The 13,815-nt window shown below is 69.7% G+C and carries 8 protein-coding genes, 1 pseudogene and 1 riboswitch; of the genes and pseudogenes, 5 read left to right on the forward strand and 4 right to left on the reverse strand.

Going from position 1 to position 13,815, the window contains the following annotated elements; translation table 11 throughout:
• The first annotated feature begins 154 nt into the window (after positions 1-154).
• From ACIQTP_RS20670 to ACIQTP_RS20685, 4 genes and pseudogenes are all read left to right on the forward strand, one after another.
• Positions 155-6,574, forward strand: coding sequence for an RHS repeat-associated core domain-containing protein (locus ACIQTP_RS20670; RefSeq protein WP_403401639.1), 6,420 nt, complete (start codon positions 155-157; stop codon positions 6,572-6,574).
• 96 nt (positions 6,575-6,670) lie between these two features.
• Positions 6,671-7,123: a hypothetical protein gene (locus tag ACIQTP_RS20675; protein ID WP_402045661.1), complete on the forward strand. Its 453-nt coding sequence runs from the start codon at positions 6,671-6,673 to the stop codon at positions 7,121-7,123.
• A 227-nt stretch (positions 7,124-7,350) separates the two neighbouring features.
• A pseudogene (locus ACIQTP_RS20680) lies at positions 7,351-7,677 on the forward strand (BTAD domain-containing putative transcriptional regulator); the annotation flags it as partial.
• A gap of 8 nt (positions 7,678-7,685) precedes the next feature.
• Positions 7,686-7,934, forward strand: a complete 249-nt coding sequence (locus ACIQTP_RS20685; RefSeq protein ID WP_403402012.1) for a BTAD domain-containing putative transcriptional regulator — start codon at positions 7,686-7,688, stop codon at positions 7,932-7,934.
• A 279-nt stretch (positions 7,935-8,213) separates the two neighbouring features.
• Here the strand turns inward: ACIQTP_RS20685 and ACIQTP_RS20690 are convergent, their stop codons facing one another.
• The 4 genes from ACIQTP_RS20690 to gcvT form a co-directional block, all read right to left on the reverse strand.
• Positions 8,214-9,581, reverse strand: a complete 1,368-nt coding sequence (locus ACIQTP_RS20690; RefSeq protein ID WP_403401641.1) for an L-serine ammonia-lyase — start codon at positions 9,579-9,581, stop codon at positions 8,214-8,216.
• A 172-nt stretch (positions 9,582-9,753) separates the two neighbouring features.
• A complete protein-coding gene (gene glyA / locus ACIQTP_RS20695; protein WP_403401643.1) occupies positions 9,754-11,016 on the reverse strand; it encodes a serine hydroxymethyltransferase in 1,263 nt (420 codons plus the stop codon).
• Between the two features lie 13 nt (positions 11,017-11,029).
• Positions 11,030-11,407, reverse strand: a complete 378-nt coding sequence (gene gcvH / locus ACIQTP_RS20700) for a glycine cleavage system protein GcvH (RefSeq protein ID WP_403401645.1) — start codon at positions 11,405-11,407, stop codon at positions 11,030-11,032.
• A gap of 128 nt (positions 11,408-11,535) precedes the next feature.
• Complete coding sequence (gene gcvT, locus ACIQTP_RS20705; protein WP_402045673.1) at positions 11,536-12,654, reverse strand: glycine cleavage system aminomethyltransferase GcvT; 1,119 nt, start codon at positions 12,652-12,654, stop codon at positions 11,536-11,538.
• Positions 12,655-12,800: 146 nt separating this feature from the next.
• Positions 12,801-12,901, reverse strand: a riboswitch (glycine riboswitch).
• Positions 12,902-13,070: 169 nt separating this feature from the next.
• Here gcvT and ACIQTP_RS20710 point away from each other — a divergent pair.
• Positions 13,071-13,751, forward strand: coding sequence for an AAA family ATPase (locus ACIQTP_RS20710; protein ID WP_403402014.1), 681 nt, complete (start codon positions 13,071-13,073; stop codon positions 13,749-13,751).
• Positions 13,752-13,815: the final 64 nt, after the last annotated feature.

Genomic DNA, 13,815 nt, shown 5'->3' on the forward strand with positions numbered 1-13,815 from the left:
GGGCGGTCCCCCGGGGGCCCCCCCGCGCGGGGGGGGCGGGGGGGGGCGGGGGGGGCGCCCCCCGCCCCCCGGCGCCCCCCCCCCCCCCCCCCCCCCCGGGGTCGAAGGGAGACCGGAATCAACCCCCCACCCACCAACGTAAGGAACGTTCGGGTTGTCCAGACCCATACCGCCGCGTCGAGCGGCCCGCTTCCGCCGGTACACCGCCTTGGCGGTGGCCGCGCTCATGGCCGGCTCGCTGTTCCAGGCCGAGCCCGCGCTGGCCGCTCCGAAGCCCAGCGGTGCCAGACACACACCGCCCGTCGAGGCCGACCACCCCGTCCCCGGCAAGGCGCTCAGGGCCAAGCCGCGCAAGGCGGACGGGCTGGCTTCCGGCCCTCGCCGCGCACCTCACGCCACCTGGCCGGATGCCCGCGCCGCGCAGGTCACCCTGCCCGCCGCGGCCCCGGGCACCGATACCGGCAAGAAGGCGGCGGGCACACGGGCCGGGCGCGCCACCGTCGCACCCCTGTCGGTACCCGGCCTGCCCGTCCGGCTGCTGGCCGACCGGGTGACAACCGGCTCCACCAAGGCACAGGTGCGGCTCCTTCCGCATGACACGGCCCGTGGCCTGGGCCTCGACGGAGTCCTGCTCTCCGTCAGCGCCACCGGCTCCCCGAGCACGTCCTCCGGCGCTCGCCACGTCGGCGTCAGTCTGGACTACTCCGCGTTCGGCGAGGCGTACGGCGGTGACTACGGCGCCCGGCTGCGCCTGGTCACCCTGCCCTCCTGCGCCTTGACCACCCCGAAGCTGCCCCGCTGCCGTACGACCACCCCGGTGGCCGGCCACAACGACAGCGAGAAGCACACGGTGTCCGCCGACTCCGTCGCACTGCGGCCCGCCGCGTCCGCCGTCCTGCTCGCCGCCGTGGCCGATGCCGACGGCGGCTCCGCGGGCGCCGGTGACTACACGGCGACCCCGCTGTCGTCGTCCGCCGCGTGGCAGACCAGTCTCCAGACCGGCGACTTCTCCTGGTCCTACCCCTTGACCACGCCGACCGTGCCCGGCGGACTGCTGCCCAAGCTGTCCATCGGCTACTCCTCGGGCGCCGTCGACGGCCAGACGACCACCAGCAACAACCAGTCCTCCTGGGTCGGTACGGGCTTCGACATGAACACCGGCTTCATCGAGCGGCGCTACAAGCCGTGCGGCGAGGACGGCGACTGGAGCAAGGACGACGCCCCCGGCGACCAGTGCTGGGGATACGACAACGCGACCATCAGCTTCAACGGCCGCGCGGGCGAGCTGATCCCGGCGGGCAAGGACACCTGGCGGATCCGCAACGACGACGGCACCCGCGTCGAGAAGCTCAGCAACGCCACCGAGCGGGCGAACGGCGACAACGACGGCGAGTACTGGAAGGTGACGACCACCGACGGCCTCCAGTACTTCTTCGGCTACAACCGCCTCCCCGGCTGGAGCACGGGCAAGCCCGAGACCAAGTCCACCTGGACCGTGCCCGTCTTCGGCAACAACACCGACGAGCCCTGCCACCAGTCCACCTTCGCCGCGTCCTGGTGCCAGCAGGCCTGGCGGTGGAACCTCGACTACGTCGTCGACCTCAACGGCAACGCCATGTCGTACTGGTACGACCCGGAGACCAACTCCTACGGCCGCGACCGCGTGGCCGCAGACGACACCCCGTACGAGCGCGGCGGTGTCATCGACCACATCGAGTACGGCCAGCGCACCGACACGCTCTTCACCGCCAAGGCCACCGGCAAGGTCGCCTTCACCAACACCGAGCGGTGCATCCAGCCCACGGCCGCCGACTGCGCCCCCACGGAGATCGAGAAGAACCCCACCCGATGGGAGGACACGCCGTACTACCTGAACTGCAAGGCGGGTACCGACTGCGACAAGGGCCGGTTCGCCCCGTCCTTCTGGTCCCGCAAGCGGCTCTCCAAAATAACCACCCAGATCCTCCAGCCCTCGGGCGGCTACGCGGACGCCGACGCCTGGGCGTTCACTCAGAAGTGGGGGGACGCGGACATCGACCGTTCCCTGCTCCTGGAGTCGATCCAGCACACCGGCCTGTCCGCCACCCCCTCGATCACCCTGCCCAGAGTGACCTTCGGCTACAAGCAGGCGCCCAACCGCCTCGACCGGCTCGGTGACGGCATCGCGCCCTTCATCAAGTACCGGCTCGCAGGCATCTCCGACGAGTCGGGCGGTTCGATCGACGTCGCCTACTCGGAGCCCGAGTGCGACTTCGCCGCGCTGCCCGCGCCCGAGACGAACACCACGCGCTGCTTCCCGCAGTACTGGCAGCCCGCCGGCGCGCCGGACCCCGTCCAGGAGTGGTTCAACAAGTACGTCGTCACACAGGTCACCGCGACCGACCGCACCGGCGGTTCCGACGACATGGTCACCAGATACGCGTACCTCGACGGTGCCGCCTGGCACTACGCCGACGACGACGGTCTGACCAAGGAGAAGTACAAGACCTGGTCGCAGTGGAACGGCTACGGCCGCGTCCAGGTGCAGTCCGGCGGCTGGGACGGCATGCGCGCGCTGAGCGAGCACTGGTTCCTGCGAGGCATGGACGGTGACCGCAAGAACGCCGCGGGCGGCGCCAAGTCGGTGACCGTCCCCGACGGCGAGGGCGGCAGCCTCACCGACCACGAAGCCTTCCAGGGAACCGAGTTCAAGACCATCGAATACACCGCGCCGGGCGGCACGGTGGAGAGCAAGACCGTGAGCACCCCGTGGCGCAAGGAGACCGGCAAGCGGGTACGGGACTGGGGCACGGTCACCGCGAACCTGACCGGCACGGCCGCGACCCGCACCTGGGATCGCAAGCACGACGGCAGCTGGCAGCAGACCTCCACGGCGACGAAGTTCGACGACGAGGGAAGGGTCATCGAGGACAGCGACCTCGGTGAGGCCGCGCCCGGCGACGAGCAGTGCACGACCACCTCGTACGCCGACAACGAGACCAACTGGCTGCGCGCCCTGCCCAAACAGGTCGAGGTCCTCGACGTGGCATGCGGTACGGCTGTCACCTACCCCGCGCACCTGCTCTCCCGCAAGCGCAACACCTACGACTCCCTCGCCTTCGGCGCCGCACCGACCCGGGGCCTGCTCACCAAGCAGGAGGAGCTGGTCGGCTACACCGGCACCACCCCCAACTACCGTTGGAAGAGCACCGGTTACGACAGCTACGGGCGGGCAAAGTCCACCTCCGACTCATCCGGTGCCAGCAGTACGACCGTCTTCGCCCCCGCGACCACCACCAAGCCCGGCACCCTCACCGTGACGGGCACCGAACTGGTCGCCGGCACCCCGTCCAGCGCGCAGTCCGTCGTGACCGAGTTCGACGGCGTCCGCTCGCTGCCCACCGCCACGATCGACGCCAACGGCAAGCGCAGTGACGCGGAGTTCGACGCGTTGGGCCGGCTCACCAAGGCCTGGCTCGCGAACCGGCCCAAGGCCTCCAGCCCGACGCCCAGCCTGGAGTACGGCTACCGGATCACGGAAGGCGACATCGCCGCGGTCGTCGCCAAGAAGCTGCTGAACGACGGCAGCCAGCAGGCGTCGTACATCCTCTACGACGGCTGGCTGCGGCCCCGGCAGTCGCAGTCCGCCGGACCCGACGGCGGCCGGCTGATCGACGACACGTTCTACGACGAACGCGGCCTGGTCGAGCGGAAGTTCGCGCCGTACTACGCCGCCAAAGCACCGGAGGCCAAGCTCTTCGGCGTGACCGAACAGGGCGCCGTGGACACCCAGACCGTCAACGAGTACGACGGCCTGGGCCGCCAGACCGTCACCAGGACCCTCAGGGGCAACGGCGTGGGTGTGGAGTTGTCCCGCACCACGACCACCCACAGCGCCGACCTGGTGACCGTCGACCCGCCGGCCGGCACCACCCCGACCGCGACGGTGCTCGACGCGGCGGGCCGGACCAAGGAACTGCGTGAGTTCCACGGGACGTCGCCGACGGGCGACTTCGACAGCACGCTGTACGAGCACGACAGCGCCGGGCACCTGACCAAGGTCACCAGCCCGGACAAGACGGTCCGCTCCTACACCTACGACCTGCTCGGGCGCCAGCTCACCTCCACCGACCCCGACTCGGGCACCACCAGGACGACGTACGACGACGCGGACCGGGTCACCACCGCGACCGACGAAGGCCGTCAGAAGAAGATCGCTTTCGTCTACGACCGTCTCGGCCGGCACATCGAGACCCGGGAGAACTCCGCCACGGGCCCGCTGCTGGCCTCCTGGACCTTCGACACCGTGCGCAAGGGCTACCTGGGCAGCTCCACCCGCTATGTCGGCGGCGCGGGCGGCGCCCAGTACACGCAGACGATCAACGCGTACGACAACCTGTACCGGCCGCTGCGCTCGACCGTGTCGATCCCGGCCTCGGAGCCCGGCCTCGGCGGTACCGCAGGCGTCAGCTACCAGACCAACACCACCTACAACCTGGACGGGACCGTCAAGTCCGCCAGCTACCCGGCGGCGGGGAACCTGCCCGCCGAGGTGGTCGCACCGACCTACGACGGGCTCCAGCGCGTGGTGAAGGCCGAAGGCCTGGGCACCTACATCGGCAACGCGCGCTACAGCCTCACCGGGAAGCTGGAGGAGCTGGAGCTGGGCGACGCCGGCAAGCGGGTCTGGATCAACAACACGTACGAACCGGGCACCCAGCGGCTGTCCACCAGCCGCGCCGAACGCGAAGGCGTCCCCGGTGTCGACCGCGCGGCCACCTACGACTACGACGACTCGGGCAACGTCACCTCGGTCACCGACGCCTCGCGCCAGGGCACGGACCGGCAGTGCTTCCGCTATGACTACCTCCAGCGGCTGACCGAGGCGTGGACACCGGCCGGTGACTGCGCACCGGCCCCCGGCACGACCGCGCTCGGCGGGCCGGCGCCGTACTGGCAGTCGTACACCTACACGGCGGCCGGGAACCGCGACACCGACACCCGGCACGATCCCACCGGGAAGACCGCCGGAGACATCACGCGCACCTACCGTTACGACGAGAACGGCAAGGGCCAGCCGAACACCCTGACCTCGGTCTCCTCCACGGGCGCCGTCACCGGCAAGGACACGTACACCTACGAGCCCGGCGGCGGCACCGAGTCCCGTACGCCGAGCGGCGGGGCGAAGCAGTCGTTCGTCTGGGACTCCGAGGGCAATCTCGCCTCGGTGACCGAGGGCTCCTCGACCACCCAGTACCTGTACGACGCCGACGGCAAACGCCTGATCAGCCGCGGTCCCGGCGGTGTTTCGACGCTGTACCTGGGCGCCACGGAGATCACCTGGACGAAGTCCACCGGGAAGACGACGGCGCGGCGGTACTACGACCTCGGCGGGGCGAGCGCCGTGCGTCAGGACGACGGCTCGCTCTCGTTCGTCGTCGCCGACCACCACGGCACCGGCGAACTCGCCATCGACGCCATGAGCCAGACCATGGTGCAGCGCCGCAACATGCCCTTCGGCGAAGCACGCGGCACGGTGCCGCAGGCCGGAAGCTGGCCGGGCACCAAGGGCTTCGTCGGCGGTACGCAGGACCCCACCGCCCTCACCCATCTCGGAGCCCGGGAGTACGACCCGAAGACGGGTCGCTTCCTCAGCGCCGACGCGGTGGTCGACCCGTCGGACCCGCAGCAGCTGAACGGCTACGCCTACGGGCACAACAACCCGCTGCGGCGCAGCGACCCGACGGGTAACTACGACCCGGACATGATGGAGTACTGCCGCCAGAACCCCGGCAAGTGCGTGGGCGGAAGGGTCGTACCCAGCAAGCCCTCGAAGCCCAAGAAGAACCCGAACCCGGGTATGGACAAGAAGCGCGCCCATATGCCGGCGGTGGAGAACGAGCGCCTCAAGGACATCATCGAGGAGCTCTACATCAGGCCGCAGGTCGCGGACAAGGACGTGGTGGGCGACGGCAAGACGGGCACTGCCCTGATCGAGGAGATGAACGAGGGCAAGGGCTTCGGCGGTGACGGATCGAAATGGCACATCGAGAAGGCCGTCGCGAAACTGGGCGGTCTGCGTGATCTGCTGGAGGAGGACCGCAAGGCCAAGGAGGACACCGGAAAGGGGATTCTCTCCGACTCCGACCGCAAGGTCGCGCTCAACGAATCGAAGGAACTCTGGACGGCCCTCAACGCGGACGACGTGGCCGGCGAGGTGACGAAGAGAGTGAAGGCGTCGGGGTTCGACAAAACGGTGTCCAAACTTGTCAAGACCGTCATCTCGGCGGAGTCGATGAGCGAGGTCACTGGGCAGAAGTTCGCCGTCCCCGAGAACCTCCACCCGAAGGCCCCCCAGCGGGCCGTGCCCACGGGCGAGAGGATCAAGGGCCGCGGTTTCGCGAAGGCGTTCGGTGTGGTGGGTGGCGCCGCCAGCGCCGCACAGTACCCGGTGGACGTCTACAACTATGGATTCGAGGAAGCGACGAAACAGCTCTCGGAATCCCTGACGGACCCGCTGGACGTGGTCCCCGACGGCCAGGGCGCGGGGTGTGTGTTCTTCGGTGACTGCTATGTGGTGACCCCGATGGCCTGACCCCCCACCGGACCACCTACCAGACGTGCCACCGGCCGGGAGGAATTCCCGGCCGGTGGCACGGTATTATTCGACGTAATATGAAAGAGGATGGACATGCAAGGAATCACCTCGGGTGAATTGGTCACGCAGCTCATGCGACTGCTCCCGGAAGTGGAGCCTTATTTCGAAAAGGCGGCCGAGCGTCACGACCTGCGTGTGTCGCAGGTGACCCATTGGGAGCAGGTCAACACCCACCCGGGGACACTCCTGTCCGAAGTGCTTGTTTACCCTCTTTTCAAGCCCTTGATGAAATCTCCAGAAATCGACGCGGAGGCGGAGGACTTCCTGGCGCGTTGTTTCGAGTTCATCGAGGGGCTCGAGGAGGACCCCGATGGCTGGCTGGTGGATACGGCCCACTTCACTTTTCTGGAGTTTTTTCTGGAGAGCAGGGAAGTGCTCGACCGCGCCTTCCGGTTCGCCTGGCCGAAGACCCGGGCGGAGACTCTGTCCATGCTGCGAGGCTGGAACGTCCCCGTGGACCCGTCCTGGGAGGACCCGCCACGGTAGGGGAGTTCGCCGGCGCGGCCCACGCGATCGCGTCTGCAACCATGGCGGGGCACGCTGCAACGCTGATGAAATGCCGATGATCTGCGGGAGCGGAGGCTTCGCGGTGGACGGCGGATCTCCTGAGCGGCTTCGGATGGAGGTGCTCGGGCCGTTACGGGCCTGGCGGGGCGGAACACCATTGGGGTCTGGGGCCTGTCAAACGACGGGCGGTGCCGGCCGCGTTGCTGATGCGCAAGGTGCCGGCCAGTCATGTCAACCCACTGCGCAGGGCGCTCGACGCGTTGGGCACCCTGCCTGCGGAGTCGGTGATCCGCACCGGCAAGGGCTGGTATCGCTTCGTCGTCGACGGGGTCCGGCTCGATACGGCGGACCTGACGGAACGGGGTGACGAGGCGCTGCGCGTGAAGGCGTCCGGCGATCTGGCGGGAGCGACGGACCAGTTGTCCGCGGCGCTCGCGCTGTTGCGCGGAGAGCCCTTGGTCAACCTTCCTGGACCGTTCGCGCAGAACGAGCGGCAGCGGCTGCTGGAGCGGCGGCGGACGCTCCGGCTGGCGAGTCTCGAGTGCCTGGTGCTGCTCGGCCGGTTCGGCGAGGCCCTGGACGACCTCGGCGCCCCGTCCGCGTCCCCTTCCGGCCCGTTCGACGAGTCGCTGCCGGCGCTGCGCCTCGAGCCCTGTACGGCTGCGAACGTCGAGCGGAAGCGCTCAACGTCTATCAGGAGATGCGCGTTCGCCTGCGGGACGAAGTCGGAGTCGATCCCGGTGAGGGGGCCGGCACGAGCAGGCCCGCCGCCGTGCCGAGCGGGCGCTGAGCCTGGCACGCGAGCACGGCTTCCGTGTGGTCGAGGGCCAGGCGTTGACCGTCCTGTGCGGGACGGCGGAGTCCGAGGCGGCGTACGACACAGCCGTCAAGTTCGGCCAGGAAGTACTGGCAGTACACCGTGAGACCGGCCATCGGCTGGGCGAAGCCCGTACTCTCATGGTCCTCAGCCGCACCCTCCGAAAGCGCGAAGACGCTGCCGCCGGACCGATGAGGCAGCAGGCACTCGACATCTTCTCGAGCGTTGGGGTGCCTGCGGAGGACTATTTCCTCAGCACTCGATGATGTTGACCGCGAGCCCGCCCCGCGCCGTCTCCTTGTACTTCACGCTCATGTCCGCGCCCGTCTCCTTCATGGTCTTGATGACCTTGTCGAGGGAGACCTTGTGGGAGCCGTCGCCGCGCATGGCCATGCGGGCGGCGGTGACCGCCTTGACCGCTGCCATGCCGTTGCGTTCGATGCAGGGGATCTGGACGAGGCCGCCGACCGGGTCGCAGGTGAGGCCGAGGTTGTGTTCCATGCCGATCTCGGCGGCGTTCTCGACCTGTTCGGGGCTGCCGCCGAGGACCTCGGCGAGAGCGCCCGCGGCCATCGAGCAGGCCGAGCCGACCTCGCCCTGGCAGCCGACCTCGGCGCCGGAGATGGAGGCGTTCTCCTTGAAGAGCATCCCGATGGCGCCGGCGGCGAGCAGGAAGCGCACGACGCCGTCCTCGTCCGCGCCCGGGATGAAGTTGATGTAGTAGTGGAGGACCGCCGGGATGATGCCCGCGGCGCCGTTCGTGGGGGCCGTGACCACCCGGCCGCCCGCCGCGTTCTCCTCGTTCACCGCCATCGCGTAGAGCGTGATCCACTCCATCGCGTGGGCCAGCGGGTCGCCCTCCGCCCGCAGCTGGCGGGCCGAGACGGCGGCGCGGCGGCGGACCTTGAGGCCGCCCGGCAGGATGCCCTCGCGGGACATGCCCCGGGAGACGCACGCCTGCATCACACGCCAGATGGCGAGAAGGCCCTCGCGGATCTCCTCCTCGGTGCGCCAGGCCCGCTCGTTCTCCAGCATCAGGGCGGAGATCGACAGGCCGGTCTCCTTCGTCAGCCGCAGCAGCTCGTCGCCCGTGCGGAAGGGGTACTTGAGCACCGTGTCGTCGAGCTTGATGCGGTCCTCGCCCACGGCGTCCTCGTCGACCACGAAGCCGCCGCCGACCGAGTAGTACGTCTTCTCCAGGACGAGTGCGCCAGAGGCGTCGTACGCGAAGATCGTCATGCCGTTCGCGTGGTACGGCAGGGCCTTGCGGCGGTGCAGGACCAGGTCGTCGTCGAAGGAGAAGTCGATCTCGTGCGTGCCGAGGAGGGAGAGACGGCCCGACGACTTGATCTGCTCCACGCGGTCGTCGGCGCCCTCCACGTCCACCGTTCGCGGCGACGCGCCCTCCAGGCCCAGCAGTACCGCCTTGGGGGTGCCGTGGCCGTGGCCGGTGGCGCCCAGGGAGCCGTACAGCTCCGCCCGGACGGAGGCCACCGAGTCCAGCAGCTCCTCGTTGCGCAGCCGGCGGGCGAACATGCGCGCCGCACGCATCGGGCCCACCGTGTGGGAGCTCGACGGGCCTATGCCGATCGAGAACAGGTCGAAGACCGAGATGGCCACGGGGACTCCTCACAACAGGGGTGGTGCATGGGGGTGGGCGCCGCGCACAGCTCCGGTTCCAGTGTGCGCGGCGTCCTGGTGAATCGTACGTTCCGTGCGAATTTCTGTACGAAAGTGAACTTTCGCGGGAACTGGTTCTGTACTGCTTCAGGTGGTACTGCTTCAGGCGGTACTACTTCAGGCCGGGGTACAGCGGGTGCTTGTCGGCCAGGGCGGAGACCCGGGTCTTGAGGGAATCCGCGTCGTAGGAGGGCTTGAGCGCCTCGGCGATGATGTCCGCGACCTCGGTGAAGTCCTCGGCCTGGAAGCCGCGGGTGGCGAGGGCGGGGGTGCCGATACGCAGGCCCGAGGTCACCATCGGGGGCCGCGGGTCATTCGGGATCGCGTTCCGGTTGACCGTGATGCCGACCTCGTGGAGACGGTCCTCGGCCTGCTGGCCGTCCAGCTCGGAGTTGCGCAGGTCGACCAGGACCAGGTGCACGTCCGTGCCGCCGGACAGGACGTCCACGCCCACGGCCTTGACGTCGTCCTGGATCAGGCGCTCGGCCAGGATCCGCGCGCCGTCCAGCGTGCGCTGCTGGCGCTCCTTGAAGTCGTCGGAGGCGGCGACCTTGAAGGAGACGGCCTTCGCGGCGATCACGTGCTCCAGCGGACCGCCCTGCTGGCCGGGGAAGACCGCGGAGTTGATCTTCTTCGCCAGCTCGGCGGTGGACAGGATCACGCCACCGCGCGGGCCGCCCAGCGTCTTGTGGGTCGTGGTGGTGACCACGTGGGCGTGCGGCACCGGGTTCGGGTGCAGGCCCGCGGCCACGAGGCCCGCGAAGTGCGCCATGTCGACCATCAGGTACGCGCCGACCTCATCCGCGATCCGGCGGAACGCGGCGAAGTCCAGCTGACGCGGGTACGCCGACCAGCCCGCCACGATCAGCTGCGGCCTGGACTCCTTGGCGAGGCGCTCGACCTCGTCCATGTCGACCTGACCGGTCTCGTCGTTCACGTGGTACGCGACCACGTTGTACAGCTTGCCGGAGAAGTTGATCTTCATGCCGTGGGTGAGGTGCCCGCCGTGCGCGAGGTTCAGACCCATGATCGTGTCGCCCGGCTTCAGCAGCGCGAACATCGCCGCCGCGTTGGCCTGGGCGCCCGAGTGGGGCTGCACGTTCGCGTGCTCGGCGCCGAAGAGCGCCTTGACGCGGTCGATGGCGATCTGCTCGACCACGTCGACGTGCTCGCAGCCGCCGTAGTAGCGGCGGCCCGGGTAGCCCTCGGCGTACTTGTTGGTCAGGACCGAGCCCTGGGCCTCCATGACCGCGACCGGAGCGAAGTTCTCCGAGGCGATCATCTCCAGGGTGGACTGCTGGCGGTGCAGCTCGGCGTCGACGGCGGCGGCGACGTCCGGGTCCAGCTCGTGCAGGGGCGTGTTCAGAAGCGACATCAGTCAGAAGTCCTTAGGAGCCGGAGAACTCGGTGTACTCGTCCGCGGAGAGCAGGTCGGCCGGCTCGTCCGTGACGCGTACCTTGAACAGCCAGCCGCCCTCGAAGGGGGCGGAGTTCACCAGCGACGGGTCGTCGACCACGTCCTGGTTGGCCTCCACGACCTCGCCGGTGACCGGCGCGTACAGGTCGCTGACCGACTTGGTCGACTCCAGCTCGCCGCAGGTCTCGCCCGCGGTCACCGTGTCACCGACCTCCGGAAGCTGGGCGTAGACGACATCGCCGAGCGCGTTGGCCGCGAACTCGGTGATGCCGACCGTCGCGACGCCGTCCTCGGCGACCGACAGCCACTCGTGCTCCTTGCTGTAGCGAAGCTGCTGGGGGTTGCTCATGGCCTGAATTCTCCTGTACGCGGGGGAGTGCGGATGAACGGGATGACCGAGTGGTCCTGGGATACGAGACGTGACACAGCGGCGTGCGTCACGTGGGCGCGCTGGACGGGGCCCCTTCGGCCCCGAAGCTACTTCTGGCGCTTGTAGAACGGCAGCGCCACGACCTCGTACGGCTCATGGCTGCCCCGGATGTCCACGCCGACCCCGGCCGTGCCCGGCGCGGCGTGCGCGGCGTCGACGTACGCCATCGCGATCGGCTTGCCCAGCGTGGGGGAGGGCGCGCCGGAGGTGACCTCGCCGATCACCTTGCCGTCGGCGACGACCGAGAAACCGGCGCGCGGCACGCGACGGCCCTCGGCGACGAGCCCGACGAGCACCCGCGGGGGGTTCTCCTCGGCGCGGGAGGCGGCCTCCTGGAGCGCGGCACGCCCCACGAAGTCCCCCTCCTTCTCGAACTTCACGACCCGCCCGAGCCCCGCGTCGAAGGGGGTGAGCGAGGTCGTCAGCTCATGCCCGTACAGCGGCATGCCCGCCTCCAGGCGCAGCGTGTCACGGCAGGAGAGGCCGCAGGGGACGAGCCCGACGGGCGCGCCCGCCTCCGTCAGCGCCTGCCACAGCTTCTCGGCGTCGGACGGGGCCACGAACAGCTCGAAGCCGTCCTCGCCCGTGTAGCCCGTGCGGGCGATCAGCGCCGGGACCCCCGCGACGGTGCCCGGCAGACCCGCGTAGTACTTCAGCCCGTCCAGGTCGGCGTCGGTCAGCGACTTGAGGATGCCGGGGGACTCGGGGCCCTGCACGGCGATCAGCGCGTACGCGTCCCGGTCGTCGCGCACGAGGGCGTCGAAGCCGGCGGCACGCTCGGTCAGCGCGTCCAGCACCACCTGGGCGTTGGAGGCGTTCGCGACGACCATGTACTCGGTTTCGGCCAGCCGGTAGACGATCAGGTCGTCCAGGATGCCGCCGTCCTCCCGGCAGATCATCGTGTAGCGGGCGCGGCCGACGCCGACGGAGGCGATGTTGCCGACCAGCGCGTGGTTGAGCAGGGCGGCGGCCCCCGGCCCGGTGACCGTGATCTCGCCCATGTGCGAGAGGTCGAAGAGACCGGCCCGGGTGCGCACGGCGAGGTGCTCGTCGCGCTCGGAGCCGTAGCGCAGGGGCATGTCCCAGCCCGCGAAGTCGGTCATCGTCGCGCCGAGCGAGCGATGCAGGGCATCGAGCGCGGTGAGACGGGGTGCGTTACTGCTCATCGGTGGGGCTCCCAAGGCATGACGGCGAGGTCGTTCCTCCCCATCTGTCATCGGAACCTGAGAGGTTCATCACGACCCCGCGAACGGAGGTCCTGACTTGCACCTTGGGTGGAGCCACTGGACAGCGGCCCGCTTTTCAGATGTGCCTCGCCCGCGCGGTAACGGGGCCTGAGAGATTCAAGGGAGGGACTTGCTCCTTCGGCGCCCGGGTACCCGAAGGTTCCCGGAACTCTCCCGCGCGGATTCAAGCGGCCGGTATGCAGTTGGCGGGCACATCATCGCACGCGCCGTCCGATCACGGCAGACCGGCATCTGTAACCGGCCTGTGGCAGTCCGCGTACGGAAACGAGAGACACCGCGCATTACCTTCTCTTTACACTCGACGGGGATGGGACTCCACACCCAAGGGGAGGACGATCACGGTGCACAGGACCACGGCGTACGCCACGACCTCGGGCCTCGCGCTGCCCGAGCAGCCCGGCGCCCCGGCCAGGACCCGGGAGACGTGCGGAGCGCTGCCGACGGCCGTCGTCCGCGACCTCAGAGAGCGCGCGGGACACTCTCCGCACGGTCTGTACTTCGCGGCGGCCGACGTCGTGGTGGTCACCGGTTTGCCGGGCAGCGGCAAGTCGACCCTGATGCGCCGCGCCGTCGAGGGCCCGCGCATCGACTCCCAGGACACCAGGGACCGCTGGGACGAGCGGGCGGCCGGCCGGCTGCCGTACGCCGTCTACCGGCCCCTCGTCCGCCTCGCGCACTACACGGGCCTGCGCGGCGCCCTGCGCTCCGGTGCCGGGGTCGTCGTGCACGACTGCGGTACGCAGGCCTGGGTGCGCCGCTGGCTCGCCCGCGAGGCCCGGCGCCGCGGCGGCACCCTCCATCTGCTGCTGCTCGACGTCACGCCGGGCACGGCACTGGAGGGCCAGCGCGAGCGCGGCCGGGGCGTGTCGCGGTACGCGTTCGCCCGTCACCGGGGCGCGGTCGCCCGGCTGCTGCGCTCCGTCGAGCGGGGCGACCTGCCGGAGGGCTGCGGCTCGGCGGTGCTCCTCGACCGGGACGCGGCGGACGTACTGCGGCGGATCGGCTTCGGTGACTGAGAAACGGCCGCGAGCGGCCGAGGCATCCGCGAGTGGCCGAGAGCGGCCGAGGGCGGTGGGGAAG

The organism is Streptomyces sp. NPDC090798 (assembly GCF_044768965.1).
Taxonomy (GTDB): Bacteria; Actinomycetota; Actinomycetes; order Streptomycetales; family Streptomycetaceae; genus Streptomyces.

What these genes read in the sequence shown, in the direction of transcription:
- gcvT (WP_402045673.1), bottom strand. Translation starts at nt 12,654, where the DNA reads ATGAGCAGTAACGCACCCCGTCTCACCGCGCTCGATGCCCTGCATCGC.
- glyA (WP_403401643.1), bottom strand. Translation starts at nt 11,016, where the DNA reads ATGTCGCTTCTGAACACGCCCCTGCACGAGCTGGACCCGGACGTCGCC.
- ACIQTP_RS20675 (WP_402045661.1), top strand. Translation starts at nt 6,671, where the DNA reads ATGCAAGGAATCACCTCGGGTGAATTGGTCACGCAGCTCATGCGACTG.
- gcvH (WP_403401645.1), bottom strand. Translation starts at nt 11,407, where the DNA reads ATGAGCAACCCCCAGCAGCTTCGCTACAGCAAGGAGCACGAGTGGCTG.